This is a genomic window from Cellulomonas sp. JZ18, assembly GCF_009720485.1.
In the GTDB taxonomy this organism is placed as follows: domain Bacteria; phylum Actinomycetota; class Actinomycetes; order Actinomycetales; family Cellulomonadaceae; genus Cellulomonas.
This window is the reverse complement of record NZ_CP045245.1, coordinates 1,465,599-1,490,765: the sequence shown is the minus strand read 5'-3', so window position 1 is coordinate 1,490,765 and position 25,167 is coordinate 1,465,599. Positions and strand designations below refer to the sequence as shown.

The 25,167-nt window shown below is 75.2% G+C and carries 20 protein-coding genes, 4 pseudogenes and 1 riboswitch; of the genes and pseudogenes, 14 read left to right on the top strand and 10 right to left on the bottom strand.

The genetic code is table 11. The features are described from left to right. Nucleotides 1–198 precede the first annotated feature (198 nt). From GC089_RS06800 to GC089_RS06780, 5 genes and pseudogenes are all read right to left on the bottom strand, one after another. Nucleotides 199–1,392, bottom strand: coding sequence for a hypothetical protein (locus GC089_RS06800; RefSeq protein ID WP_155376984.1), 1,194 nt, complete (start codon nt 1,390–1,392; stop codon nt 199–201). A gap of 149 nt (nt 1,393–1,541) precedes the next feature. Further along, nucleotides 1,542–2,774, bottom strand: coding sequence for a 26S protease regulatory subunit (locus GC089_RS06795; RefSeq protein ID WP_155376983.1), 1,233 nt, complete (start codon nt 2,772–2,774; stop codon nt 1,542–1,544). 138 nt (nt 2,775–2,912) lie between these two features. Continuing rightward, nucleotides 2,913–3,032 (bottom strand): annotated as a pseudogene (locus tag GC089_RS06790) (LLM class F420-dependent oxidoreductase); the annotation flags it as partial. A gap of 93 nt (nt 3,033–3,125) precedes the next feature. After that, a complete protein-coding gene (locus GC089_RS06785; protein ID WP_155376982.1) occupies nt 3,126–3,962 on the bottom strand; it encodes an aldo/keto reductase in 837 nt (278 codons plus the stop codon). 54 nt (nt 3,963–4,016) lie between these two features. Next, on the bottom strand, nt 4,017–5,855 hold the full coding sequence (locus GC089_RS06780) for a hypothetical protein (RefSeq protein WP_155376981.1): 1,839 nt from the start codon (nt 5,853–5,855) through the stop codon (nt 4,017–4,019). Between the two features lie 242 nt (nt 5,856–6,097). Between GC089_RS06780 and GC089_RS06775 the strand changes: the two genes are divergently transcribed. From GC089_RS06775 to GC089_RS06745, 10 genes and pseudogenes are all read left to right on the top strand, one after another. Then, nucleotides 6,098–7,117: a glutathione S-transferase family protein gene (locus tag GC089_RS06775; protein WP_155378997.1), complete on the top strand. Its 1,020-nt coding sequence runs from the start codon at nt 6,098–6,100 to the stop codon at nt 7,115–7,117. After that, nucleotides 7,114–8,034, top strand: a complete 921-nt coding sequence (locus GC089_RS06770; RefSeq protein ID WP_196250849.1) for a CHAD domain-containing protein — start codon at nt 7,114–7,116, stop codon at nt 8,032–8,034. The genes GC089_RS06775 and GC089_RS06770 overlap by 4 nt, the downstream gene beginning before the upstream one ends. 63 nt (nt 8,035–8,097) lie before the next feature. Beyond that, a complete protein-coding gene (locus GC089_RS06765) occupies nt 8,098–8,457 on the top strand; it encodes a hypothetical protein (protein WP_196250848.1) in 360 nt (119 codons plus the stop codon). Between the two features lie 97 nt (nt 8,458–8,554). After that, nucleotides 8,555–8,677, top strand: a riboswitch (TPP riboswitch). A gap of 135 nt (nt 8,678–8,812) precedes the next feature. Continuing rightward, the gene (locus GC089_RS06760; RefSeq protein WP_155376979.1) at nt 8,813–9,511 is read left to right on the top strand and encodes a YkoF family thiamine/hydroxymethylpyrimidine-binding protein; all 699 of its coding nucleotides are present in this window, start codon (nt 8,813–8,815) and stop codon (nt 9,509–9,511) included. After that, a complete protein-coding gene (locus GC089_RS06755; protein ID WP_230685120.1) occupies nt 9,508–10,206 on the top strand; it encodes an ECF transporter S component in 699 nt (232 codons plus the stop codon). Before GC089_RS06760 ends, GC089_RS06755 begins: the two co-directional genes overlap by 4 nt. Then, a pseudogene (locus GC089_RS06750) lies at nt 10,128–11,195 on the top strand (ATP-binding cassette domain-containing protein); the annotation flags it as partial. The gene GC089_RS06755 and the pseudogene GC089_RS06750, both read left to right, overlap by 79 nt. An 80-nt stretch (nt 11,196–11,275) precedes the next feature. Then, a pseudogene (locus tag GC089_RS19980) lies at nt 11,276–11,458 on the top strand (ABC transporter ATP-binding protein); the annotation flags it as partial. 15 nt (nt 11,459–11,473) lie between these two features. After that, nucleotides 11,474–11,602 (top strand): hypothetical protein, encoded by a 129-nt coding sequence (locus tag GC089_RS19615; RefSeq protein ID WP_255449046.1) that lies wholly within the window; start codon nt 11,474–11,476, stop codon nt 11,600–11,602. Then, on the top strand, nt 11,599–11,844 hold the full coding sequence (locus GC089_RS18965; RefSeq protein WP_230685119.1) for a hypothetical protein: 246 nt from the start codon (nt 11,599–11,601) through the stop codon (nt 11,842–11,844). The genes GC089_RS19615 and GC089_RS18965 overlap by 4 nt, the downstream gene beginning before the upstream one ends. After that, nucleotides 11,841–12,677 (top strand): energy-coupling factor transporter transmembrane protein EcfT, encoded by an 837-nt coding sequence (locus tag GC089_RS06745; RefSeq protein ID WP_155376978.1) that lies wholly within the window; start codon nt 11,841–11,843, stop codon nt 12,675–12,677. The genes GC089_RS18965 and GC089_RS06745 overlap by 4 nt, the downstream gene beginning before the upstream one ends. Before the next feature lie 43 nt (nt 12,678–12,720). Here the strand turns inward: GC089_RS06745 and GC089_RS06740 are convergent, their stop codons facing one another. After that, nucleotides 12,721–13,677, bottom strand: coding sequence for a VOC family protein (locus tag GC089_RS06740; RefSeq protein ID WP_155376977.1), 957 nt, complete (start codon nt 13,675–13,677; stop codon nt 12,721–12,723). 52 nt (nt 13,678–13,729) lie between these two features. Further along, a complete protein-coding gene (locus GC089_RS06735) occupies nt 13,730–14,365 on the bottom strand; it encodes a hypothetical protein (protein ID WP_155376976.1) in 636 nt (211 codons plus the stop codon). Between the two features lie 333 nt (nt 14,366–14,698). Here GC089_RS06735 and GC089_RS06730 point away from each other — a divergent pair, with 333 nt between their 5' ends. After that, the gene (locus GC089_RS06730) at nt 14,699–16,750 is read left to right on the top strand and encodes a polysaccharide lyase family 1 protein (protein WP_155376975.1); all 2,052 of its coding nucleotides are present in this window, start codon (nt 14,699–14,701) and stop codon (nt 16,748–16,750) included. A gap of 140 nt (nt 16,751–16,890) precedes the next feature. On the opposite strand, the gene GC089_RS06725 is transcribed toward GC089_RS06730, so the two are convergent. Further along, complete coding sequence (locus GC089_RS06725; protein WP_230685118.1) at nt 16,891–18,018, bottom strand: sigma-70 family RNA polymerase sigma factor; 1,128 nt, start codon at nt 18,016–18,018, stop codon at nt 16,891–16,893. A gap of 190 nt (nt 18,019–18,208) precedes the next feature. Here GC089_RS06725 and GC089_RS06720 point away from each other — a divergent pair, with 190 nt between their 5' ends. The 3 genes and pseudogenes from GC089_RS06720 to GC089_RS19975 all read left to right on the top strand — a co-directional run. Then, on the top strand, nt 18,209–18,598 hold the full coding sequence (locus tag GC089_RS06720) for a VOC family protein (RefSeq protein WP_155378989.1): 390 nt from the start codon (nt 18,209–18,211) through the stop codon (nt 18,596–18,598). A 37-nt stretch (nt 18,599–18,635) separates the two neighbouring features. After that, complete coding sequence (locus GC089_RS06715; protein ID WP_155376974.1) at nt 18,636–19,151, top strand: NUDIX domain-containing protein; 516 nt, start codon at nt 18,636–18,638, stop codon at nt 19,149–19,151. Between the two features lie 59 nt (nt 19,152–19,210). Continuing rightward, nucleotides 19,211–20,362, top strand: a pseudogene (locus tag GC089_RS19975) (AAA family ATPase); the annotation flags it as partial. Nucleotides 20,363–20,802: 440 nt separating this feature from the next. Here the strand turns inward: GC089_RS19975 and GC089_RS06705 are convergent. Together GC089_RS06705 and GC089_RS06700 are read right to left on the bottom strand one after the other, a co-directional pair. Further along, a complete protein-coding gene (locus GC089_RS06705; protein WP_155376973.1) occupies nt 20,803–23,478 on the bottom strand; it encodes a phosphoenolpyruvate carboxylase in 2,676 nt (891 codons plus the stop codon). Between the two features lie 79 nt (nt 23,479–23,557). Next, nucleotides 23,558–25,102, bottom strand: a complete 1,545-nt coding sequence (locus GC089_RS06700) for a threonine/serine exporter ThrE family protein (RefSeq protein ID WP_155376972.1) — start codon at nt 25,100–25,102, stop codon at nt 23,558–23,560. Between the last annotated feature and the right edge of the window lie 65 nt (nt 25,103–25,167).

Sequence of the window (25,167 nt, the reverse complement as noted above, 5' to 3'; positions counted from 1 at the left end):
CGTAACGCAGCACCGTCACTGCACACTCATCGCCTGTTGACGTTCATACAGCGGGAGGACGTGGGAGGCGAATAGTGGGAACTCTTGCCGGCCAATTCATTGTGCTCAATGTGATGCCACACCGCAGCCGCTCTACGGGGTGGCGCGAGCCGAGCCAACGGCGGCCGACATGCCCCCGGTACGGAGCGTTGCCGATTACTACCAGTAGATCGCCACGATCTCGATATCAAGGAAGCGCCCATGGTCGCCGCGCGTTCCGTTGCCTTCTGCGCTGGTGGTGGTCGCGGACGGACCCGTGGAAGCGCTAGGGAACAGGCTGACTCCAGCAGCAGCGCGCGCCATAGTACGGGCGGCTAGATCGTCCTCAGGCGAGATGGAGGCGCTGCCGGCGCTCGCCAAGGTGATGCTTCGCACCTCATCGAACGCCTGCCTCTGCTGAGCTGCCGTCTCGACTCCTGCCCCAAGCAGCGAGAGAACGAACTCGCTTCCACTCGGCCAGAGTGCTCCGGGAACATTGGCAACAAGGTGATCCTTGTACATGCGCAGTGCCTCAACCATTGGACCGCTGCCGTCGAATCCTCCGCTCGTGGTCGAAGTTGCACTCGGAGCCTCAATAGCATTGATATTGTCAACCAAGTCGGGCGAGACATCGCTGAACAAGTCGGCGAGCTTTACCGGAGTCCACGAATCGTGTAGACCATCGCGCGCAATACGACCGAGGACCCTCACGCGCGAGTCCGAGAAGAGGACTCGCCGCACGTCCTTCCAGTAGTTCTGCTGCTCCGTGACCCCCACGATCCGCAACGGTCGCTCGCGCACATCAGGGCCAGCGGAGCCGGACTCGGCCACGTACTCCTGACCCTCATGTTCGATCACCACGATACTCGCGGCCGTTGCTCGAATCGGAATCAAGCCAGCGAGAAAGCGCTGTAGCACCTTGATGATCGGCTGCGAGCCTCGAAGGAATCCCAAGACTCCGCCTTCGAACATCTGCGGGTACGCGTTCGCCATCTCGGAGTATTCCGACACCATCGCGGCGAGTTTGTAGACCGGGTCGACCTCTAAGATGACCTCGATCTCAACCAACTCGCCTCGACGAAGTCCGTCAGCCTTCACCCCAAACTCGGAGAGCATGCTGAAGCCACCGGCCGTTCGCTTGTCAAACTCCGACAATTTGAACTCGAGCGGCAGTTCTCGAAACTCCTTGAATGAGCTCTGGATCAACGCGCGGCGTGATACTTCTTGGCTGCTAGAACTCATAGTCTGATAGCGCGCGGCGACTTCGCCACTACCTACCAGAGCGTCCGCCGAGAGGGAACTCGAGATCTCCGCCTCGCTACCGCGCCCCGCGGCAAGCATCACCGACTCGGGGATAGTCATCGCTTGCGACACGAGAAGACTCTGGAGACTCACCGCATCGAGGTAGACGAACTCTCGCAAAGGTGGGGTCTCTGCCTGGGACCCAGCCGCGCTCTTGAGACGCTTCGAGCGCTGGCGCTCGAAGCGCCACCTCCTGAACCTCGACGGCCACTGACGAATGTTCACGAAGTTCCCCCGGATCGAACGCGCTCCGGGCGGGTAGCAACGCGCTCAAATGCTAGAGCGAGATCCTCCGCCGAGATGGCACGGCGCCGATCCTTCGCTGCCGCAAGAGCGGCCTCGGTCCAGATAGCGGACAATTCGGCCCCAGACCACCCTTCTGTCATCGATGCCAACTCGTTCAAGGGGAGATCCTGTTCGGTCGATAGCGAAGCCGACCGGACGCGGAGTATCTGTAAGCGATCGTCTCGGCTGGGCAGACCGAATTCGATTTCCCAATCGAACCGCCCTGGCCGAAGGAGAGCTTCATCGACATCTTCGATACGGTTTGTCGCGGCGATGACGATGATGTTGCCGGTCTCCGTGAACCCGTCCAGCAGCGTTAGCAACTGTGCTACGAGCCGCTTAGCGTCGCCCTGCGAGTCACTGCTCCGCTTGGCGGCAATGCTGTCGATCTCGTCGAAGAATATAATCGCTCGATCATCCTTCGATGCTGCTTCAAAGAGTCTCCTGAGCGTCTGCTCACTGTCGCCCACCCACTTGCTGACCACCGCGGGGCCGCTGACTACGTAGAACTCCGCTGAAGCTTCCGCAGCAATCGCGCGTGCGAGGTGGGTCTTTCCGGTTCCGGGAGGGCCGGTGAAGATGACGCCACGAACCGGTTGGGCGCCGATCGAATCTAAGTCCTCACGGCGTTCAAGTTGCGTCTCGATCAGTTCACGAGCGCGGGCGATGACGTCCTTATAGCCCCCGAACGAGTGGAATCCGGACTCTCCGCCCGTCCCGACGCTCGCGCGGTATTCCGCGAGGGACTCGTCCAGGTCGTTCTCGCGCGGCCTCAACGGCGTTGATGAGACCACCTGCCGAATGCCACTGTAATCGTCGTATTGGACCGTGTTTCCGACTTGGAGGTTCGGATCCACCTGCCCATCGAGCATTTGGAGACCGGTCGGCCCGTCGACGACTACCGCGTCCTTCGTGATCCGCCTAACGATCCCGATGCGCGTGTCGTCGGGCCACGACTTTGAAGGAGCAAGCCTCCATGCCTGATCGTTGGCCACGATGACGTCACCGCGCTCGAATTCGACCTCATCCTCGTATTGAAACCGTGCAACGTTCCCATTCAGGTATCGACCCAAGAAGGCACGTCGATCATCTTCGACGGCAAGGACTTTGATGAGGACTCCGCTGAACGCGTCTTCGAGCTCTGGCCATGGTGTTGGGTCGTTCGCCACGCGCCTTCCTTCCCATATGTCGCTGCGCTGCGCTGCGCTAGCCGCGCAGGCGTTCGCGTGCGCCTCTGCCCTCAATCGGCCGGTGTATTGGGAGGCGCGAGCGTCTGCAGTCTTATACCCACTCTGGGTCAGCAACTAGTCCCAGTTGAAGATCACGTCGACCCCGAGGTCCTCGGCGCGCAGGACGGCGTCGCGGATCTGGGCGTAGTCGGCGTGCTGCGGCTGCAGCTGGACGCCGATGCGGACGGGTGCGGTCATCGGTACTCCTCCGGTCGGGGGCACGCTCGCGCGCGCCGCGTCATCGTGGCACCCGCGGATCCCTCCCGGGCGACGGACGACGGCGGACGGGTCTCAGAACTCCTCGTACTCCGCCGGGTCCTGGTCCTGCAGGCGCCCGTCCGGCCGGTCGAGGGCGGTGATCGCGCCGACCTCGTCGTCGGAGAGCGTGAACGACAGCACCCCGAGGTTGCGGCGCTGCCGCTCGGGGTCGGCCGCCTTCGGCAGCGGCACCGCGCCGAGCTGCGTCACCCAGCGCAGGATCACCTCGCCCGGTCCGACGCCGTGCGCCCGCGCGATCTCGACGACCGTGGGGTCCTCGAGCACGTCCGAGCCGCGGCCCAGCGGGCTCCAGGCCTCCGTGACGACGCCGAGCGTCTCGTCGGCCGCGCGCTGCTCGCGCTGCACGAAGTACGGGTGCAGCTCCACCTGGTTCACGCTGGGCACGCGGCCCGTCGCGTCGAGCAGGGCGTGCAGGTGCTCGGGCAGGAAGTTCGACACCCCGACGGAGCGGATCAGCCCGGCCTGCTGCAGCTCGAGCAGGGTCGCGAACGCCTCGACGAACAGCCCCTGCTTCGGGTTGGGCCAGTGGATGAGGTAGAGGTCCCAGTGGTCGAGGCGCGCACGGAAGAGCGACTCGTGCACGGCGCGCACCGCGTCGTCGTGCCGGTGGTAGCGGCCGGGCAGCTTCGAGGACAGGACGAGCTCGTCCCGCGGCACGCCGCTGCGGCGCACCGCCTCGCCGACCGACCCCTCGTTCTCGTAGTTGTACGCCGTGTCGATGAGCCGGTAGCCGACGTCGATCGCGGACCGGACCGCCTCCACCCCGTCGTGCCCCTTGAGCGGGTAGGTGCCGAAGCCGATGACCGGCAGCTCGAGGCCGTCGAGGAGCGTGCGCGTGGGGACCGTCATGCCCGCCACGCTAGGCACGAGGGCGCCGCCCGCGCACGCGGGCGCGCCGCCGGGTCACTGGTAGGTCACGAGGTCCGGGACGGGCTGCACCTGGTACGTCTGGACCGGGTCGAGCATCGGCTGGTCCTCGTCGTAGAAGTTCTTCCAGCCCCAGTGCACGGGCGGCGCGCCCGCGCGCAGCGTCGCCCACGTCCCGGCCTTCGCCGGCTGGGTGCCCTGGCCGTCGACGTGGATGACGGTCGCGAGCTCGTCGTGCGACGTGTCCAGCCGCTCCCGGTCGCCGATCATGCGCAGCTGGAACTGGTGCAGCACGAACATCTTCTGCGGCAGGTCGCGATCGCGCGTGAACTGCGCGAGCCACGCCGCGGTCGCGTTGACCTCGTCGGCGCTCACCGAGCCGATCTGGCGCAGGTGCACCTGGTCGGGTGCGAGCCGCCACTCCGGGTCGAGCGCGAGGCCGACGTGCGGCATCGCGAGCAGGTCGGCGTAGCGCTGGGCCTGCGTGACGAAGTCTGTCCTGCCGGGCTGCAGGTCCAGGACGACGTACGTGCCCGCCGCGCCCGCGGCCTCGACCAGCGGACGCAGGTCCTCCACGGGCCGCTCGGCGGAGTAGTCGCCGTCGTCACCGGCCCCCGCGGACGCGATCGTCGCGATGATCTCGACCATCGGCACCACCGTGTCGGTCGTCAGCGCCCGGTACGGCGCCGCGTGCTGCTCCGCCCGGGCGAGCGTGGCGGGCACGTCCTGCTCGCCCAGCACGCCCAGCGCCGAGGAGCCGGGCGTCCCGTACAGCGCCACGTACCTCTTGCCCGGCTGCCCCTGCGCCGCGGGGAACACGAGCTGGCCGCCGCCCGGCAGCTGCACACCCGTGGCCGCCGTCGCGACGCGCTGCGCCAGGTGGTCCGCGGGCCCGAACGCCGCGCCCAGCGCGACGACGGCGGCCGGCTTCACCTGGGCGACCTGGTCGACGGACGCCGCCGTCGCCCGGGGGTCCGCCCCGGGCACGTCGAGGACGCCGGCGCCCGCGGCGCGCAGGGTCGCGAGCGCCGCGAGCGGCTGCGGGCCGGCGACGAGGCCGAGGACGACCGGGCCGGTCGCCGGGGACGCGGTGGCGGGCAGCCGGGCCGGCCCGTCCTCGTCGGCGTCGTCCCGACCGGCCGGTGCGGACGTGGTCGCGGACCCGCTCGGCGCGGGCGTGGCCGTGTCGCCGGACCCGCCGTCCGCCGGCGTCCCGCTGGTCGCAGCCCCGTCGGCCGCCGCTCCGTCGGCCGCCTGCGGTCGCAGCACCGCCACGTCACCCGGGGCGAGCGCCCGCACGGCGGCGGCCTCCCCGCCGGCGGCGACGGGCGTGTCGGCGCCCACGGGGCGCCCGGTGACGTCCGCGAGGGCGTCGGCGTCCGCGCCGGCGGGCAGCGGGACGGCGTCGACGTCGTCGGGCAGGACGGCGGGATCGGCCGCGCCCACGACCAGCGCGGCCCGCGGCTCGAGCCGCTCGACCTCCGCCGCGACGTCCGCACCGGCGCCGGTGAGCAGCACGGGCGCGCCGACGGCGACGGCCGCCGTGGCGGCCGTCAGCTGACCCGGCACGTCCGCGACGTCGGCGAGCACGACGACCGGCGCGGACGCGAACAGCGCGGCCGACGTCTGCACGGCCGCGACGGCCGCGTCGTCGTCGGTCACGGTCGCGGGGGGCGGGGACGCCTGCAGCGTCGCGGCCGTGGGCGTCGGGGACGGCGACGACGTCGCGGCGTCCGTCCGTCCCGACCCGTCCGGCGTCCCGTCCGTGCACGCCGCGAGGAGCGCGAGCGAGCCCGCGAGCGCGGCGACGCACAGGCGCCGGGCGCGTCGGGTGGTGCGGGGGTGGTCGGTCGGCTGGGGTCGGACCGGCTGCACGCAGTCCCCTCCCGTGTCGTCGGGCGGCGGTGCCGCTGCTCGCACGGCCACCGGCCGCGGCCGGCGTCGGGCCGACGCCCAGCCACTGTAGGCGGCGCCGCCTGCGACCGCAGGCCCGCTGGTCACGGCCCTCCTGCGGGCGCGGCGGACGCGGGGCATGATCGGCGGGTGGACGACGCGACGACCTCCGCCCCTCGGCCGGCACCGACGTGCCGGGCACGGCCGCGCACGACCGGCCGGGCGTGTACGTCACGCCCGGCGCGGACTACGACCGCGACACCCGGTACATCACCACCCGGATCACCGCGGACGGGCGCGACGGGTGGCCCGTCGAGCCCGGGCGGTACCGGCTCGTGGTGTCCCGGGCGTGCCCGTGGGCCAGCCGGGCCGTGATCGTGCGGCGCCTGCTGGGCCTGGAGGACGCGCTCTCGATGGGCGTCTGCGGCCCGACGCACGACGAGCGGTCCTGGACCTTCGACCTCGACCCGGGCGGCGTCGACCCGGTGCTGGGCATCCCCCGCATCCGCGACGCCTACCTGCGCCGGGACCCGGAGTACCCCCGCGGCATCACCGTCCCGGCGATCGTCGACGTGCCGTCGGGGATGGTCGTGACGAACGACTTCGCGCAGATGACGCTCGACCTGGAGACCGAGTGGACGGCGTACCACCGCGCCGGGGCGCCGGACCTGTACCCGGACGCGCTGCGGGACGAGATCGACGAGGTGGCGCAGCGCGTCTACACCGAGGTCAACAACGGCGTGTACCGGTGCGGTTTCGCCGGCTCGCAGCGCTCGTACGAGCGGGCCTACGAGCGCCTGTTCGCGGGCCTGGACTGGCTGAGCGAGCGCCTCGCGGACCGCCGGTACCTCGTCGGCGACACCATCACCGAGGCCGACGTGCGGCTGTTCACGACCCTCGTGCGGTTCGACGCCGTCTACCACGGCCACTTCAAGTGCAACCGGTCCAAGCTCACGGAGATGCCGGTGCTGTGGGCCTACGCGCGCGACCTGTTCCAGACCCCCGGCTTCGGCGACACCGTGGACTTCGTCCACGTCAAGCAGCACTACTACGAGGTGCACCGGGACATCAACCCGTCGGGCGTCGTGCCGCGCGGTCCGCTCCTGGCCGGCTGGTTGACGCCGCACGGGCGCGAGGCGCTCGGCGGTCGGCCGTTCGGCGACGGGACGCCGCCCGGGCCGGTGCGGCCGGAGGAGCGCGTCCCCGCGGGGCACGGTGCAGCGGGCGACGAGGCCGGGGAGTGAGCGCGCCCGAGCTCGCGCACGCCCCCGTCGAACCCCGCGACGGCACCGCGCGCGAGCACGTGCGCGCCGCCGTCGCCGCGGGCGTCGCGGCCCTGGTCGCCGCCGGGCCCGGGCTCCAGGACGGCGACGACGAGGCCGTGCACGACGCCCGGGTGGCGACCCGGCGCCTGCGCGCCGCGCTGGGCGTGTTCCGCCCGGTGCTCGACCGCGAGCACGTCGCGCCGCTGCGGGCGCAGCTGCGCACGCTCGGGCGGCTGCTGGGGGACGTGCGCGACCCGGACGTCGAGCGCGCGGCGCTGCTGGACCTGCTCGACGCGGAGCCGGCCGAGCTGGTCGTGGGGCCGGTCCGCCGTCGCGTCGACGACGACCGGCGGACCGCGCGCACCGACGCGCTCGAGCGCCTGCACGCCCACCTGGCCTCCGGCGAGCACCGGCGCCTGCTCGCAGCGCTCGCCTCCCTGGCGGAGGACCTGCCGCCGGGGCCGCGCGCCGACGAACCGGCCGAGCGGCTGCTCCCCCGACGGGCACGCAAGGCGTGGCGCCGCTTCGACGCGGCCGTGGAGCGGGCGACCGCGGTGCCGCCCGGTCCCCGACGGGACGAGGCGCTGCACGCCGCCCGCAAGGACGCCCGCCGTGCCCGGTACGCGGCCGAGGTCGCGGCATCTGCCGTCGGCGCCCCGGCCCGGCGCTCGGCGCGCCGGGCGAAGGCGGTGCAGGCGGCGCTCGGGGACCAGCACGACGCGCGGGTCCGCCAGGCGTCGCTGCGCAGGGTCGCGATGCAGGCCCACCTCGACGGGGAGAACGCGTTCACCTACGGGCGGCTGCACGCCCTGGCGCAGGTCGCGGCCGACGCCGCCGAGCGGGACGGCCTCGTGGCGATCGAGCGGGCGCGCCGCGGGCGGGGCTGGCTCGGCTGAGACGCGTCGCCCGTACCGGCTCCCGGCGCGCCGCGGCGCGGGCCGCTCCGTAGCGTGGACGGCATGACGGAGCGCGCCGAGGTGGACCAGTTCTTCGACGAGTACCGCCGCGGGCTGCTCGCCCGCGACACGGCGGCGGTGGCGGGTCTGTACGCCGTGCCGGCGCTCATCGCGTTCCCGGCGCAGTCGCTGGCGGTCGCGGACCGCTCGCAGACGGAGGCGTTCTTCGCCAGCGCGTGGGAGCAGGACGACGGGGTCGACGACGTCACGTCCGAGGTGCGCGTCGTGGCCGAGACCGGGCACAGCGTGTGGGCCGACGTCACATGGCGCTACGGGGACGAGCGGACGGAGCGGTTCATGTACCAGCTCGTCCAGGACGGCGACGCCTGGCGCATCGCCGTCCTCACGCCGCTGACGTCCTGACGCTGCGGGCGAGGTGCGGCCGGCGGGCACGGGACGCCCCCGCCCGCCGTCCCGGGCACCCTGGTCACGGCGTCGCGGGGCGCGCTAGGGTCGGCGCCACACGCCCCCGGGGAGCGCAGGAGCGCTGAGAGTGCCGGCCGGACGCCCGTCGTCCCACCGGCTGACCCGTGGAACCTGATCTGGTCAGCACCAGCGTAGGGAGCAGGGCTCGTGTCGCGGCGACCCGCGGCGCGCCTCCTCCCGTCGCGCGCCCGCACGGGTGCACGACGGGCGGGCGCGTCCGCGTGCCGGCGGGGCTCGCCACCTCCTCCTGCCCGGTTGCGTCCTCCCCGGGGGCCCGACCCCGGGAGGACCCGTGACCCCGACCACCACCCCCGACGCCGCCACCGACGCCGCGGCCGACACCGGCACCGGCACCGCGAGCAGCGCCCCCGCCGCGCACGACGACCGGCGGACGCGCGCCGCCGCGCTCGGCGTCGGCGCGCGCGTGTCCGTGCACCCGCACCGCGACGACTTCGCGCCCGTGCTCCTCGCGGCGCTGGACGCGCTCGACCGCACGGGCGTCGACGTGGTGACCGACGACGTCTCGACGCTCGTGCGCGGACCCGAGCCGGACGTGCTGCGCACCGTCGTCGCGCTCGTGACCGCCGTCGCGCGCGCCGGCGGGCACGTGGTGGCGCACGTCCACCTGTCCCGCGGCTGCCCCGGCGAGGTCGCGTGCGACCTCGGCGACGACGTCGTGCTCGCCCCGGTCGACCTGCCGCTGCCCGCACCGGTCGGCCTGCCCGCGAGCGCGCACTGGGCGCTGTACCCGCTCGGCGTCGACGGGCACCTGGACGCGGTGCTCGCGGCCGTCGAGGAGGCGGGCACGCGGGTGCGCGTGACGCCCGAGCACTACGTCACCCGGCTGGACGGGGACCTCGCGGACGTGCTGGGCGCCGTGGCGCTCGCGTGGGCCCGCACGGGTGAGCACGTGCGGCACGTGGTGACGCACGTGACCGTCTCGGTGGGCTCGCCGTCCGCCGCCCCGGCGCACGTGGCGGTGACCCGGTGAGCGCGCAGGACGCCGCGCCCGCCGACGTGGACGCGCCGGTCGTCGACGTCCGGGCCCGCCGCGGGCTCACGCTGTCCGAGCTCGTGCTGCTGACCGTCCTCGCGGCCGTCTTCGGGTTCCTCTACTGGGCGCTCGTGCAGGCCTGGGGCGCCCTGCAGCTGGCGATGGGACCGTTCGGCGACCTCGCCCAGCACGTGCTCGTCGGCGGCTGGATGGTCGTCGCCCCGCTCGCGCTGTACATCGTGCGCAAGCCGGGGGTCGGGGTGGTGGTCGAGCTCGCGGCCGCGCTCGTCGAGGTGGCGTTCCTGGCGTCGCCCGTGGGGCCGATGCTGCTCGTCGTCGGTCTCGTGCAGGGTGCGGGCGCCGAGCTGGCGTTCACCTTGACCCGGTACCGGCGCTACGGGTGGTGGGTGTTCGTGCTGAGCGGCGTGACGGCGGCCGTCGCGAGCACCCTGCTCGGCATGGTGCGGTCCGGGTGGCACCTGCAGGACCTGTTCGCGCTGCGGGTCGCGCTGCAGCTCGTCAGCGGCGTCGTCCTGTGCGGGCTGCTGGCGCGCGTGCTCGGGGACGCGCTCGTGCGCACGGGTGTGCTCGACGAGACGGCCCTGGGCCGCGCGTGGCGGGCCCGGGTCGCGCGCGACGCCGGCGCGCCCGTCCCCGCGGCGGGCGCCGCCGGCGACGGGGCGCCCGCGTGATCGAGGTGGGCGGGCTGCGCGTGCGCTGGCCGCACGCCGACGAGGACGTGCTCGCCGGCACCGACCTGACGGTGCGGGCCGGCGAGCACGTCCTCGTGCTGGGCGCCTCGGGCTCCGGGAAGAGCACGCTCCTGCGCACGCTCGCGGGGGTCGTGCCGCAGCAGGTCGACGCGCACACGTGGGGCCGCGTGCACGTCGCCGGCCGACGCGTCCTGGCACCGTCGGGGCCGGGGCGGCCCTCCGTCCCCACCACCGCGACCGCGCACCTCGCCCGGGACGTCGGCACCCTCACGCAGGACCCGTGGGCGCAGCTGTGCCTGCCGACCGTGACGGACGAGGTCGCGTCCGGCCTGGAGCACCGGGGCGTGCCGGCCGCGGAGATCGACGCGCGCGTGGCGGACGCGCTGCGGGCCGTCGGGGCCGCCCACCTCGCCGGCCGGCGGACCGCCACGCTCTCCGGCGGTGAGGGGCAGCGGGTCGCGCTGGCCGCCGTGCTCGCCGCCCGTCCCCGGGTGCTGCTGCTCGACGAGCCGACGGCCCTGCTCGACCCGGCGGGTGCCGCCGGGGTGGCCCGCGCGCTGCGAGCCGCCGGCGGTCCGGACCCGACCACGCTGCTCGTCGAGCACCGGCTGGACGAGCACGACGGGGCCGGTCCGGGGGGCGCGGGCGGGCTGCCCGAGCGGGTGGTCGTGCTCGGCGCCCGCGGCCACGTCGTCGCCGACGGCCCGACGGCCGAGGTCCTCGGGGACGCCGGCGCGCACCTCGCCGGGCTCGGGACCTGGCTGCCGTGGGCCGCGGAGCTCGCGGCGGCCGGCGCGCGCCGGCTCGCCGACGTCGAGGCCGCCCCCACGCCCGCGCGCCGGCCCGAGGGTCGGGTCCTCCTCGAGGCGCGGGGCCTCGTCGTGCACCGCGGCGGACGTCGGGTGCTGGACGGCGTGTCCCTCGCCGTCCGCTCCGGCCGCGTCACCGCCGTCGTCGGGCTCAACGGGTCCGGCAAGAGCTCGCTGCTGCTCGCGCTCGCGGGGCTGCTGCCCGCCGAGGGGTCGTCCGCGGCGGCCGTGCGGCCCTCGTGCTGCAGCGGCCCGAGCAGCAGCTGCTCACGCGGACCGTCCGGGACGAGGTCGCGTGGGGCCCGCGGCGGGCGGGCGCGCGGGACGCCGAGGCCCGCGCGGACGCCGCCCTGGAGCGCTACGACCTCGCCGCACTCGCCGGAGCCGATCCGTTCCGGCTGTCCGGCGGGCAGCAGCGCCGGCTCGCGCTCGCGTCGGTGACGGTGTGCGACCACGAGGTCGTGCTCGCCGACGAGCCGACCTTCGGCCAGGACCGGGCGACGTGGCGCTCCTGCGCCGTGGCGCTGCGCGCGCTGGCGGACGAGGGCAGGGGGTGGTGCTGGTGACGCACGACGTCCGCCTGGTCGCGGAGGTCGCCGACGACGTGCTGGTGCTGCGCGACGGGCGCGCGCTCGCCCACGGGCCCGTCGAGGCGGTCCTGCGCTCGGGCGTCCTCGACCGCGCCGGCCTTCCCCTGCCGCCGGCGGTGCGCGCCGCGGTGGACGACGGCCGTGGTGCGGCGCGGGTGCTCGCCGGGGTCGCCGCCGCGACGGCGCGGGCGGGCGTGACGGCCGGGGTCGCGCCGTGACCGCGGCTCCCGTGGGCACGCCGCCGGACGCGCAGGCGCCCCCGCCCGCGCGCCGGCCGACGCTCGCACGTCGCGACCCGACCGTCGTGCTCGCGACCCTGCTCGTGGTCTCGCTGCTCCTGCTCGTGCCGGTCGACCCCTGGACCCCGCTCACCCTGCTCGTGCTGGCCGTTGCGGCGGCCCGCGCCGCGGCGGTGCCGTGGTCCACCCTGGGGCGCGGGCTCGCGTCGTTCGGGCCGTTCGCGGTGTCGGTGCTCGCCGTGAACCTCGTGACGCGGCCGGGCACGCCGGTGGCCCGGGTCGCGGGTCTCACCGTGACCGACGTGGGTGTGCTCGTGGGCACCGGTCTGGCGCTGCGGACGGTGCTGGTCGGCACGCTCGCGGTCGTCGTGGCGGCGTCGCTCGACCCGGTACGGCTCGTCACGAGCCTGCACCGGCACGCTCGGCTCGGGGCCCGGGGGGCCGCCGCGCTGCTCGCCGCGCACCGCGTCCTCGAGCAGCTCCCCGTCCGGTGGGTCGCGGTGCGGCAGGCGCAGGCGGCGCGGCTGCCCGGTCCGCGCCCGACCCGGGCGGGCGCCCTGCCCACCTCACCGGACCTGCTGGTCCGTGCGGCGTTCACGCTGCTCGTGGTGACGCTGCGGCAGGCGCAGCAGATGGCCGTGACGCTGGAGACGCGCGGCGTCGGGAGCGGCCCGCGGACGGTGCACCGGCCGGCCCGCCTCGAGGCGGGTGACGCCGTGCTCGCGGCCGTCGCGGTCGGCACGACGGTGGCGGTCGGTGCGGCCCTGTGGCGCCTGGGGCTGCTGGAGACGTGGGCGTCGGTGGGCGGGTGAGGACGGGCGGTGCGCCGCCCTGCGATCGCTCCGCCGGACCGGCTCAGGCGGCGTGCGCCTCGCCGGCGCTCACGCGCACGACGTTGCGCCAGGGGTCCTCGAAGCGCAGCGTCGCCCCGTCGTCGTCCGGGACGACGCCCGCCGACCGGACGCGCTCGCGCAGCGCACCGAGGTCGTCCGCGGTCGGCACGACGACCCGCACCTCGCCCAGCCCGAGCGACGACGCGCGCGGACCGGCACCCGCGGTGCCCCACGTGTTCATCGCCAGGTGGTGGTGGTACCCGCCGGCGGAGACGAAGAGCGCGCCGTGCCACTCGGCCGTGACGTCGAAGCCGAGGGCGTCGACGTAGAACGCGCGCGCGCCGGGGACGTCGCCGACCTGCAGGTGGACGTGGCCGACCACGGCCGCCTCGTCGCCCGGTCCGGGGTGCGCCAGGTGCTCGGCGAGGAACTCCTGCGGGTCGAGCCGCAGGGAGTCCATGACGACGCCACCCTCCGGGGTGCGCCGCCACTGGTCACGGGCGCGGTCCCAGTACAGCTCGACGCCGTTGCCCTCGGGGTCGGTGAGGTAGAACGCGAGCGAGACGAGGTGGTCGGCCGAGCCGACGTAGGTGTGCGGGGCGTGCCGCGCGACCGAGGCGAGGGCCGCGGCCAGCCCGGCGCGGTCCTCGAAGAGCAGCGCGGTGTGGAACAGGCCGGCCGAGCCCCGCGTGCGCGGGGGCAGGTCCGCGGCGTGCTCGAGCACGACGAGCGGGACGCCCCGCCGGCCCAGCGCGACGCGGGTCGGCCCGGCGCCGCCCGCGTCGCCGGCGAAGCGCTCCCCCGGCTGCTCGACGACCTGCAGGCCCAGGACGTCCCGGTAGTAGCGCAGCTGCAGGTCGAGGTCGCCGACGAGGAGGGTCACGGCGTCCATCACGGTGCCGGCGGCGATGGGCTCGGACGCCGAGCGGCGGGCGCGCAGCGGCGCCGGGCCGGTGCCGGGCAGGGGTGCGGTGGACATGACCCCCACCCTACGGTTGAGAGTTCAACAGTTCAACACTCAACCAGTGTCGTCAGGTGCCGGACATGCGGTGGTCGTGGCCGAAACCCGGCAGGAAGCGCGGGCCCGTCCGCGCGAGCTCGGCCTCGTAGGCCTCGGCCCAGCCGCCGAAGGGCGTGAGCGCGAGGGCGTCGTTGGCGAACCGCGCGTCCTCGGTGACCTCCGTGAGGCAGAACGACGGGATCGCGAGGTCGGTCACCGGGCCGCCCCGCTCCACCTCCGCCACGAGCAGCGGCGCGTTGCCGCCGGCGAACACGTCGACGACCCAGCCGTCGTCGCCCAGCCACACCGCGTGCCGCAGCTTGGCGACGCGCGCCCCGCCACGCCGGACCATCTCGACGCCGACCTGCGGGTCGATCTCCCGCTCGGCCTCGTAGCGGGTGCCCCCGGCCATGGGGCCCTTGACGGTCACGGCGCAGAAGTCGACCCGGTCGGCGAAGCGCTCGAGGAGCGTCACCTCGTCGAGGCGGGTGTCCACGGGGACGCCGACCGACGACGCCTGCGCCCGCACGCGCAGCGCGTACCCCCCGTCGGCCAGGTAGTAGCTCTGCACGATGAGCGCCGGCGCGGCGTCCAGCAGCTCCTCGGGCACGTCCCGCACGAGGAAGCGCCGCTCGAACTCGAAGTCCCCGTACCCGGTGTCGCTCATGTCCGCCCGTCCGCCGGTGACCGCGCGCCCGGCGCGCGCCCGTCGGGCACCACGCTAGCGACCGCGGGCGGCCGGGGCGCCGCACGCACCCCGCGTGGTCACCCGACGGGCGCGTGGCGCCCCCTGGTCCCTTCGGGCGACGACGCAGCACGACCGTGCTGCAGGTTGCACAAGCGCCGTGCACGCACCTGCGCTCCGCCCATGGTCGTGCGGCACCACGCGACGACGGACCCCTCCGGCGGGATTGCGCTTCCCGCCGGAGCCGTGCGAGGCTCGGGAGTGACGTCGAGAAACCGGTTTCTCGCGTGGCCACCGCGACGAAGGAGTCCCGGCATGCCCCCTGTCCCCAGGTCCGCACGGACCACCTCTTCCCTGTCCCGACCGGGCCGCGGCCTGCTCGCCGCGGCGCTCGTCGGGACGCTCGCCACCGCGCTCGTCGCGGCCCCCGCCGGGGCCGCTCCCCCGTCGCCCACCGCACCCGCCGCGCGTGACCTGGGCCGGGAGGTCCTGCCCGCCGGCGACGGCTGGGCCTCCTGGTCCGGGACGACCCGACCCGACGGACGCGTCGTCCAGGCGACGGGCACGACCGGCGGCGCCGCCGCCGACCCCGCCGAGGTGTACGTCGTCGACACGTGGACGGAGCTGCGCGACGCCCTCGCCGGCCGTCCGGGCGGGTCGCAGACCGACGCGCGGCGGAGCACCACGCCCCGGATCATCTACGTCCGCGGCACCCTCGACGCCTTCACGCAGGCCGACGGCACGCGCCTGACCTGCGACGACCTCGCCGCGCAGGTGACCGTCGCCGGCACCGGCGCGCCGTTCTCGATGGACGACTACATCGCCCACTACGACCCCTCCGGGCCGTGGGGGCGCGAGGACCCGAGCGGTCCCCTCGAGGACGCGCGCGTCGCCGCCGCCACCGTCCAGGCCCGGCAGACGCAGCAGCACGTGGGGTCGAACGTGACGATCGTGGGCGTCGGCGACGACGCGCGCATCGTCGGCGCGAACCTGCGCATCCGCGACGCGTCCAACGTGATCGTGCGCAACCTGCGCCTGTCCGACGCGTACGACTGCTTCCCGCAGTGGGACCCGGGCGACGGTGAGACGGGCAACTGGAACTCGGCCTACGACAACCTCTCGGTGTGGACGTCCACGAGCGTCTGGGCGGACCACCTGACCCTCGACGACGGGGACAACCCCCCGGCCTCCCTGCCCACGGTGTACGGGCGCCCGTTCGAGGTGCACGACGGCCTGCTCGACGTCACGCACGGGTCCGACCTCGTCACCGTGTCGTGGAACCACTTCGTCGACCACGACAAGACGAGCATCGTCGGCTCCTCCGACTCGCGGCTGCAGGACCGCGGGCAGCACCGCGTGACGTACCACCACAACCGGTGGACCGACGTGGGCCAGCGCGCACCGCGCGTGCGCTTCGGCGACGTGCACGTCTACAACGACCTGTACGAGCAGACGCGGCCCGGCCTGTTCTCCTACTACTGGGGCGCGGGCATCGAGTCGAGCATCGTGGCGGAGAACAACGCGGTCGAGCTCGCGGACGGGGTCGACCCGGCCCGCGTGGTCGCGGAGTGGAAGGGCACGCAGCTGCGGGAGACGGGCACGCTCGTGAACGGCGCGCCCCTCGACCTGGTCGCCGCCTTCAACGCGACCGCGGCGAACCCCCTCGCCGACACCGCCCGCTGGACGCCCGCCGACCACTACGACCCGGTCGTGCAGCCGACCGAGGAGGTCGCGGCGACGGTCCGCGCCGGCGCCGGGGCGACGCTCCCGTCCGGGACGCCCGTCGCGTCCCGCGCGCCCGACGCCCCGCGCCTGTCGCACGACAACGGCTGGGACACCGGCCTGCACGACGGCGACTACACCGTCACGTCGACGCTGTGGTGGGGGCAGAACGCGACCGTCGTGCGGTTCTACGAGAACGACGTCCTGGTCGACGCGCAGTGGCTGGACGGGCGCTCGCCCGCGCGGCAGACCGCCGCCCTGGACGTCCGCGGCAAGCCGGACGGGACCTACACCTACGTCGCCGAGGTGCTCAACCCCTGGGGCACGGCACGGTCGGCGCCGCTCACCGTGCACGTGCGGGACGCGGCACCCGCACGGCCCACCGTCACGGCGGGTCGCGTCGTGGACGGCTCCGTGACGGTGACGACGACCCTCTGGTGGGGCACGAACGCCACGGAGTACGTGCTCCTCCTCGACGGCGCGGAGGTCGACCGCCAGGACCTGGTGGCCGCCACGCCGCAGCGGCAACGGGCCACCACGACCCTGACCGGTCTGACGCCCGGCACGCACACCGTGGTCGCGCGGCTCGGCAACGCCGCGGGCACCACCGACAGCGCGCCGCTGCGGCTCACCGTCCGCGGCTGACCACCGGCGCCGGTCCCCCGCCCGGCGCGGGCGGAGGGACCGGCGCCCGCGCCGGGCACGGGGCCGGCTCCGGGCACGGGGCCGGCTCCGGGCACGGGGCCGGCTCCGGGCACGGGGCCGGCTCCGCGCCTGGTGCGGCGTCAGTCGGCGGGCGCCGGCTCCTGCGGACCGAGCTCGGCGGGGAGCCCGAACCGCGCGAACAGCTCGGCGCCGAACCACACCGTCACGTGCCGCACGCCGTCCTCGCCGAGCGTCACCTGCTGCACCTGGAACGCGCGGTGCACGCCGTCCTCGCCGCGCATGTAGAGCCCGTACGCGGGCAGGCCGTTCGCCGCCGTCGGCAGCAGCCGCATCGAGCCCGGCCCCGTCGCGGGGCACCAGGTGGCGATGAGCTCGCCCACCGCCTCCGGCCCCTGGTACCAGCCCGGGAACGGCGGCATCTCCCAGACGACGTCGGCGGCCAGCAGCTCGACGATCGCCGCGACGTCGTACGCCTCGAAGGCCGCGACGTAGCGGGCGAGCAGCTCGCGGTGCCGCGGGTCGGTCGGTTCCAGCGGCGGGACGTCCTGCACGTTCGCCATGTGCGCGCGGGCACGCTGCAGCGTCGAGTTCACCGCCGCCACCGACAGGTCGAGCGCGTCGGCGACCTCCGCCGCGGACCACGCGAGCACGTCGCGCAGCAGCAGCACCGCGCGCTGCTGCGCGGTCAGGTGCTGCAGCGCGGCGACGAACGCGAGGCGGACGGTCTCGCGTCCCACCGTCGTGTCCGCCGGGTCCGCCGGTGCGCTCGACCACACCAGGTCGTCGGGCAGCGGCTCGAGCCACGGCACGCTCGTGTCCTCCCGCGGCTGCTCGCGCGGGTCGGCGGCGGGTGCGCCGATGCCGGTGGGCAGGGGCCGGCGCTTGCGCCCCTCGAGGTGGGTCAGGCACGCGTTCGTGGCGATCCGGAACATCCACGTGCGCAGCGAGGACCTGTTCTCGAACCCGCGCATGGCGCGCCACGCCCGCAGGTACGTCTCCTGCAGCATGTCCTCCGCGTCGTGCACGGAGCCCGTCATGCGGTAGCAGTGCGCGAGGATCTCGCGGCGCAGGGGCGCCAGGCGCGCCGTGAACTCCTCCTCCGAGAGCTCCGCCCCGCCCGCCACGGGCGGCTCAGAGGTCGGCTCCGACGTCGGCGCGGACGTCGGCTCCGACGTCGGCTCGGACGCCGGCGCCGAGGCCGGTGCGGACGTCGCGACGGGGGCCTCGTGCGGTGTGGTGGTGGTCACACGTCGACGGTAGCGGCGACCACCGACAGCCCGGAACCCCGCCCTCGGGCACCGGTGTCGCCACCCGGCCGATGAGTCCGGCGCGCGGCACCGGTCGGCACGGGTGACGCGCCGGACGTCCGTCGCGCCGCCGCCCGCCGGACCGGTCCGCGCGGGACGTCCGACCACCGAGGAGCCCGTCGTGGACCGCATGATCTTCGTCAACCTGCCGGTGTCCGACCTGGCCGCCGCCCGCGCGTTCTACGAGGCCCTCGGGTTCGGCGTCAACGAGATGTTCTCCGACGAGCACGTCGTCAGCGTCGTCGTGTCCGACACGATCTGCGTGATGCTGCTCGACCACGAGCGCTTCGCCGCGTTCACCCCCCTGCCGATCGCCGACGCCCGGACGAGCACGCAGGTGCTCAACTGCCTGTCGGCCGCCTCGCGGGACGAGGTGGACGACCTCGTCGAGCGCGCGCTCGCCGCCGGTGGCACGGAGTTCCGCGGCGCGCAGGACGAGGGACCGATGTACGGGCGGTCCGTCGCCGACCCCGACGGGCACGTGTGGGAGATCCTGCACATGGACCTCGTCGGCGCCTGAGCCCCGGGGGCCGCGGTGCCCGTGCCACACTCCTGCCATGCCCGTCGACCCCGCCGGCCCCGTGCGCTACGCACCCGACGACCACCTCGGCGGGCGCTCGCTCCTCGTGGCGGCGGCCTACGTCGTGCTGCGCCGCCGCCACGCCGGGCACGATGAGGTGCTGCTGCAGCTGCGGCACGGCACGGGGTACATGGACGGGTTCTGGGCCACGCTCGCCGGCCACGTGGACCCCGGCGAGTCGGTCCACGAGGCCGCCGTCCGCGAGGCCGCCGAGGAGGCGGGCGTCGTCGTCGCCCCCGACGCGCTGCGCCCGCTCACGGTCCTGCACCGCTTCCAGCGCGGCGGGCCGGCCGTCGAGCAGCGCCTGGACGCGTTCTTCGAGGTCGCCGCGTGGAGCGGTGAGCCCGGGGTGCGCGAGCCCGCGAAGACCGCGGCCATGGCCTGGTACCCGCTCGACGCCCTCCCCGACCCGGTCGTGCCGCACGAGCGTCTCGTGCTCGAGCACCTCGCCGCCGGTGACGCGCTGCCCGCCGTGGTGTCGCTGCCGTCCTGACCGGCGGGTCGCACCGACGGCGGTCCCGCGTCGGCCGCGGGTCCCGTTAGCGTGCGCCCATGCTCCACGCGCCGGCGGTCACCGCGACGGACGACGACCTGGCGGCCGTGCTCGCCGCCCGCACGCCGCTGGTCGTGCTCGAGACCGACGACGAGGCCGGCGCGGTGGCGCTCGTCGCGGCCGCCGCCGCGCGCGGCACCGGGACCGCACCTGCCCGCCCCGTGTTCCGGTGGAGCGTCACCGAGGGCCTGCGCCGCGCCGACGTGCCGGGCGCCGGGGCGCAGCGGCACAACGCCGACCCGACGACGGTGCTGCGGTCGGTCGTCGACTCCACCGTGCCCGCCGTCTACGTGCTGCTCGACCTGCACCCGTTCCTCGACGACCCCGTGGTCGTGCGGCTCCTCAAGGACGCGGCACAGGTCCCGCCGGCCCGGCGCAGCACCCTCGTGCTGGTGTCGCGTGCGCTGCGCGTGCCGCCCGAGGTCGAGCACCTCGCGGTGCGCCTGCCCGCCCTCGTCCCGACCGCGGCGGAGCGCGCGCGCATCGTCGACGAGGTCGTCGCCCAGTGGTCCGCGACCACGGGCCGTCTCGCGCACGTCGACCCGCACGCCCGGGACCTGCTCGTCGCGCGGCTCGCCGGGCTGTCGCACGGCGACGTCGCGCGGCTCGCGCACGGCGCCGTCGTCGACGACGGCGTGCTCTCGGTGCGCGACGTGCCCGCCGTCGAGCGTGCCCGCGTCGAGGCCCTGGCCGGCGACGGCGTCCTCGCGTACGAGTACGCGACGGTCGGCCCCGACGACGTCGTCGGGCTCGACGCGGTCGTCCGCTGGCTCGCGCTGCGCCGGCCGGCGATGGACGGCACGGCCGCGCACCTGCCCGCACCGCGCGGCATGCTCCTGCTCGGCGTCCAGGGGTGCGGCAAGTCGCTCGCCGCGCGCGCCGCCGCGGGCGTGCTGGGCGTGCCCCTGCTGCGCCTGGACCTGGCGGGCGTGCACGACAAGTACGTCGGCGAGTCCGAGCGGCGGCTGCGCGAGGCGCTCGCCGCCGCCGAGGCGCTCGCGCCGTGCGTCGTCTGGGTCGACGAGCTCGAGAAGGCGGTGGGCACGACGGACACCGACGGCGGCGCCTCGCGCCGCGTGCTCGGCACGCTGCTGTCCTGGCTGGCCGACCGCCGCGCGCCGGTCTTCGTCGCCGCCACCGCCAACGACATCTCGGCGCTGCCGCCCGAGCTCGTGCGCAAGGGACGCTTCGACGAGCTGTTCTTCGTCGACCTGCCCGACGCGCCGACCCGCGCCGCTCTGTTCCGCCTGCACGCGCGACGCCGCGGCGTGGAGCCGCCGGAGGCGGACCTCGCGGTCCTCGCCGCCGCCGCCGAGGGCTTCTCGGGGCGGAGGTCGAGCAGGCGGTCGTGGCCGCGACGTACGCCGCGCACGCCCACGGCGTGCCCGTGGACGCCGCGACCGTCCTGGCGGAGGTCCGCGCCACGCGCCCGCTCGCGGTCGTCATGCACGAGCAGGTCGCGGCGCTGCGCCGGTGGGCCGCCGGGCGGACCGTCCCGGCGCGCTGACCCGACGGGCGGGGCCGCCGCCCGGAACGGCCGGACCCCCGCCGGCGGGTGCCGTGCGGGGGTCCGGGAGCGTCGGCGGTGCCGTCACCCGGTGTTCTGCAGACCCGCGGCGACGCCGTTCACGGTCAGCAGCAGCAGCCGGCGCAGCTCGTCCACCTGCTCGCCCTCCGCGCCGGTGCGCAGGCCGCGCAGGGCGCGCAGCTGCAGCAGCGACAGCGCGTCGACGTACGGGCTGCGCAGCTGCACCGCCCGTCCCAGGATCCGGCGGCGGCCGAGGATCGCGTCCGAGCCGGTCGTCGCGAGCACCCAGCGACGCGTCAGCCGCATCTCCTCGAGCACGGCGTCGGCCAGGTCGTCGCGGTCCCCGAGGGCGAGGTAGCGGGCGGCGATCCGCTCGTCGGTCTTCGCCAGGGACATCTCGACGTTGTCGATGATGGTGGCGAACAGCGGCCACTCCGCGTACGCGGTGCGCAGCTCGTCGAGGTCGCCGACCGCGTCGAGGGCCGTGCCGAGCCCGTACCAGCCCGCGAGGTTGATGCGGGCCTGCGACCACGAGAACACCCACGGGATGGCGCGCAGGTCGTCGAGCGAGGAGACGGACAGCCCACGGCGCGCCGGGCGGGAGCCGATCGGCAGCAGCCCGAGCTCCTCGAGCGGGGTGACCTCGGCGAACCAGGCCGGGAACCCCTCGGCCCGCACGAGCGCGTGGAACCGCTCGCGCGACGTGACGTCCAGACGACGTGCGAGGTCGGCGAACCGGGCCGCTGCGGCCTCGTTGCGCCGCACCACGCTCGGGGCGTCCGCGAGCAGGGTCGCCGCCGCCACCTGCTCGATGTGGCGCGTGGCGATGTCGGGGTCGCCGTACCGGGCGAAGATGACCTCGCCCTGCTCGGTGAGCTTGAACCGGCCGTCGACGGAGCCCGGCGGCTGCGCGAGCACAGCACGGTTGGCGGGACCGCCGCCGCGGCCGAGCGCGCCGCCGCGGCCGTGGAACAACGTGAGCACGATGTCGTGGCGGCGGGCCCAGTCGGCGATGCGGCGCTGCGCGTCGTCGAGCGCGAGGGTCGCCGACAGCGGGCCGACGTCCTTCGACGAGTCGGAGTAGCCGAGCATGACCTCGACCCGACGGCCGTTCTGCGCGAGGCGCTCCTGCACGCGCGGGTGCTGCAGGGCCTCCTCGAGGATGTCGACGCTGGCCTGCAGGTCCGCGAACGTCTCGAACAGCGGGATCGCGTCGATGACCGGGGCGTCCTCGGCGCCGCCGAACGCCAGCTCCGCGAGCCGGTACACCGCGGCGAGGTGCTCGGCGGACTGCGTGAACGACACGATGTACCGACGGGCGGCGGCGACGCCGAACCGCCGCTGCACCGCGCCCAGCGCGCGGAAGGTGTCGAGCACCTCGAGCGTGCGCGGCTCCAGCGGACCGTCGACGCCGTTCGCCTCGATGTCCGCGAGCGCCGCGGCGTGCACCTGCGAGTGCTGGCGGACCTCGAGCTCGGCGAGGTGGAACCCGAAGGTCTGCACCTGCCAGAGCAGCCGCTGCAGGTCGCCGTAGGCGGCGCGGCGCGCACCGGCGGCGACGAGCGAGTCCTGCACGACGCGCAGGTCCGCCTCGAGCTCGTCCGCGGCGGCGTAGGCGAGGTCGGCGTCGCGCCGGCGCGTGGCCGCCACGCGCTCGGCGACGACCAGCAGGGCCCGGCGGTGCGGCTCGTTCGGGGCGTCGTTGGCGGCGCGCGCGGCGATCTGCTCGGCGAGCGAGCGCTGCCGCTGCCAGAGGGCGTTGAGCTCGGGCGACGGCGGCGTGCCGACCGCGTCGAGGGTGAGCCCGGCGGCCGTGCGGCGCACCGACGTCAGGAGCGCGTCGAGCGCGTGCTCCGACGCGGCGACGGCGGCGGCGCGCGTGACCTCCGCCGTGACGTTCGGGTTGCCGTCGCGGTCACCGCCGATCCACGTGCCCAGCCGGGCGAACGGCGCGACGACGGGGGCGGTGGTCCCGGCGTCCGCGGCGAGCAGCCAGTCGTCCAGCCGCCGGTACACCTGGGGCAGCACGTCGGCGAGCGTCGCGTCGACGATCGACAGCACGGTCTCGACCTCGTCGAGGACCGTGGGCTTCTCCGCGCGCAGCGGGGAGGTCCGCCACAGCGTGTCGATCTCCGCCAGCAGGCGCCGCTCGTTCTCCGCCAGGGTCGTCCCGCCGATGTGCTGGGCGTCGCGCTCCGCGACGAGCTCGGCGACCCGGCGGATCGACCGGGCGACCGCGCGGCGCCGCGCCTCGGTGGGGTGGGCCGTGAAGACGGGCCGGAACTCGAGCGTGCGCAGCCGCTCCCGCGCGACCTCGGGGCCGACCTCCTCCTCCAGCCGCTGGTAGGCCGCCGGCAGCGAGTCGTCGGGCGCGAGCTCGTGCGGCGCCAGACGCGACTCGCGCTCGTGCAGCACGCGCACCCGGTGGTACTCCTCCGCCAGGTTCGCCAGGTGGAAGTAGCACGTGAACGCGCGGGCCACCTGCTCGGCACGCTCGGGCGAGAACGACGCCACCAGGTGCTCGGCCTGGGCGAGCGCGTCGCCGTCCGGCTCGCCGTGCGACCGGATGGTCAGCTCGCGCAGCCGCTCCACGTCCGCCAGCAGGTCCTCGCCGCCGGACTCGCGCAGGACGCGTCCGAGCAGCTCGCCGAGCAGCCGGACGTCGTTGCGCAGGGGTTCGGGGACCTCGTGGCTGGCGACGCCGCGCGGGACCTCGGCCGCCTTCTCCGCTCCACTCACGGGGCCGAGGGTAGAGGACGTCCGGACGGGGTCGTCCCCGGCGACCGACCGGTGGTCGCCGCCGTGCGCGGTCGCGCGGTCAGGCGCCCGCGTCGTCGTCGGGCGCCGCGGCGTCCGCGGTGTGGCGCACGTCACCCGGGTCGGGTGCGGCCTGCACCGGTCCCCCGGCGGTCCGCGTCCCGTCGCCGCGCCCGGGGCGCCGGACGACCTGGACGCCCACCCGCTGGACGGGCCAGGTCGCCCGGCGCACCCGCTCGCGCAGGGGACGCGCGAGCAGGCCGCCCAGCGTGACGCCGGCCGCGAGCCCGAGGGCCACCATGGCGGCGCCCAGCAGGACGGGCGTCGCCGGACGGGCGGGGTCGGCCTGCACGAGGCGGAACAGCCCGCGGTAGATGGCGAGGCCCGGCAGCAGCGGGACGATCGCGCAGATCGACGTGACGATCGCGGGCACACGCAGCCGGCGCGCCAGCGACTCCGCGAGGAAGCCCACGAGCAGGGCCGCACCCGCGCCCGCGACCGCGGGCCCCAGGCCGAGCGCACCGAGCGCCGCGGACGTGAGCCAGGCCGTGCCGCCCGCGAGCGCGGCGACCACCGCGGCCCGGGCCCGCGCGTACGACGCCAGCGCCCACGCGCCCGACACGACGCCGGCCGCGACCGCCTGCACCCCCGTCGGCAGCGCCCCCTGCGGCACGTCGACGACCTCGAGGGTCACGCCGAGCCGCTGCGCGACGTCCAGCACGCCACCGATGCCCACGACGATGCCCAGCGTGAGCAGGAGCACCTCGAACATGCGCCCGACGGCGGTGACGGGGAAGCCGTCGATCGCGTCCTCGGCGGCACCGACGAACGACAGCCCGGCCAGCAGCACGACGATCCCCGACGCCACGACGAGCGCGGGCGGCAGCGTCGCGAGGCCGACGGGCAGCAGGGGGACCAGCACGAACAGCGCCACCGCGACGAGCGTCGCGACGGTCGCCCCGGCCGCCTGCTGGAAGAACGGCGGGATCGCCCAGCGCTGCAGCCGCAGCAGCACCCGGTCGACGACCGCCGTCGTCGCCCCGGCGAGCACCGCGACCGCGAGCCCCCCGCCGAGGAGCACCGCGACCCCGGCGGCCATGACGGACAGCAGGACCGTCACGAGCCGGCGGTGGTACGGGTGCGGGGCGGCGACGATGACGTCGAGCCGCTCGTGCGCGTCGCGCAGCCGGGCGACGACGGCGGCGTGGTCCTCCGGCCCGTCCGGCCCCGCACCGACCTCCTGCGCGAGCTCGAGCACGCGCGTGAGGCGGCCGTAGTCCGCGGTCCGCGCCGCCACGACGCGCAGCACCGTGACGGGGGCACGGCTGCCGCCGGGGTCGTGCGAGACGAGGATGGCCGTGAACGTCAGGTCGACCTCGCACTCCAGGCCGAAGGCGTGCGCCAGACGCCGGATCGTGGCCGTCACGTCGGCCGCCGACGCCCCGAGCGACAGCATCGTCTCGCCGACCCGGACGGCGAGCTCCAGGACGTCACGGACGAACGCCTCGTCGCGCCCGCCACCGCGTGTGCGCCGCCCGACCTGGACCGTCGGCGGGCCCCCGACCCCGCGGCGCGCCAGCCGCCGCACCACGCCCACCGCACGCACGCCTCGAGGCTAACCCGGCACGGGGGCGGCGCCCGGCGGGTGTGACGCGTCCGGGCGGTCCGGGG

Bases quoted from the DNA above. Each gene is read 5' to 3' on its own strand.
- GC089_RS06720 (WP_155378989.1), top strand. From the start codon at position 18,209: ATGATCTTCGTCAACCTGCCGGTGTCCGACCTGGCCGCCGCCCGCGCG.
- GC089_RS06730 (WP_155376975.1), top strand. From the start codon at position 14,699: ATGCCCCCTGTCCCCAGGTCCGCACGGACCACCTCTTCCCTGTCCCGA.
- GC089_RS06735 (WP_155376976.1), bottom strand. From the start codon at position 14,365: ATGAGCGACACCGGGTACGGGGACTTCGAGTTCGAGCGGCGCTTCCTC.
- GC089_RS06785 (WP_155376982.1), bottom strand. From the start codon at position 3,962: ATGACGGTCCCCACGCGCACGCTCCTCGACGGCCTCGAGCTGCCGGTC.
- GC089_RS06740 (WP_155376977.1), bottom strand. From the start codon at position 13,677: ATGTCCACCGCACCCCTGCCCGGCACCGGCCCGGCGCCGCTGCGCGCC.
- GC089_RS06765 (WP_196250848.1), top strand. From the start codon at position 8,098: ATGACGGAGCGCGCCGAGGTGGACCAGTTCTTCGACGAGTACCGCCGC.
- GC089_RS06715 (WP_155376974.1), top strand. From the start codon at position 18,636: ATGCCCGTCGACCCCGCCGGCCCCGTGCGCTACGCACCCGACGACCAC.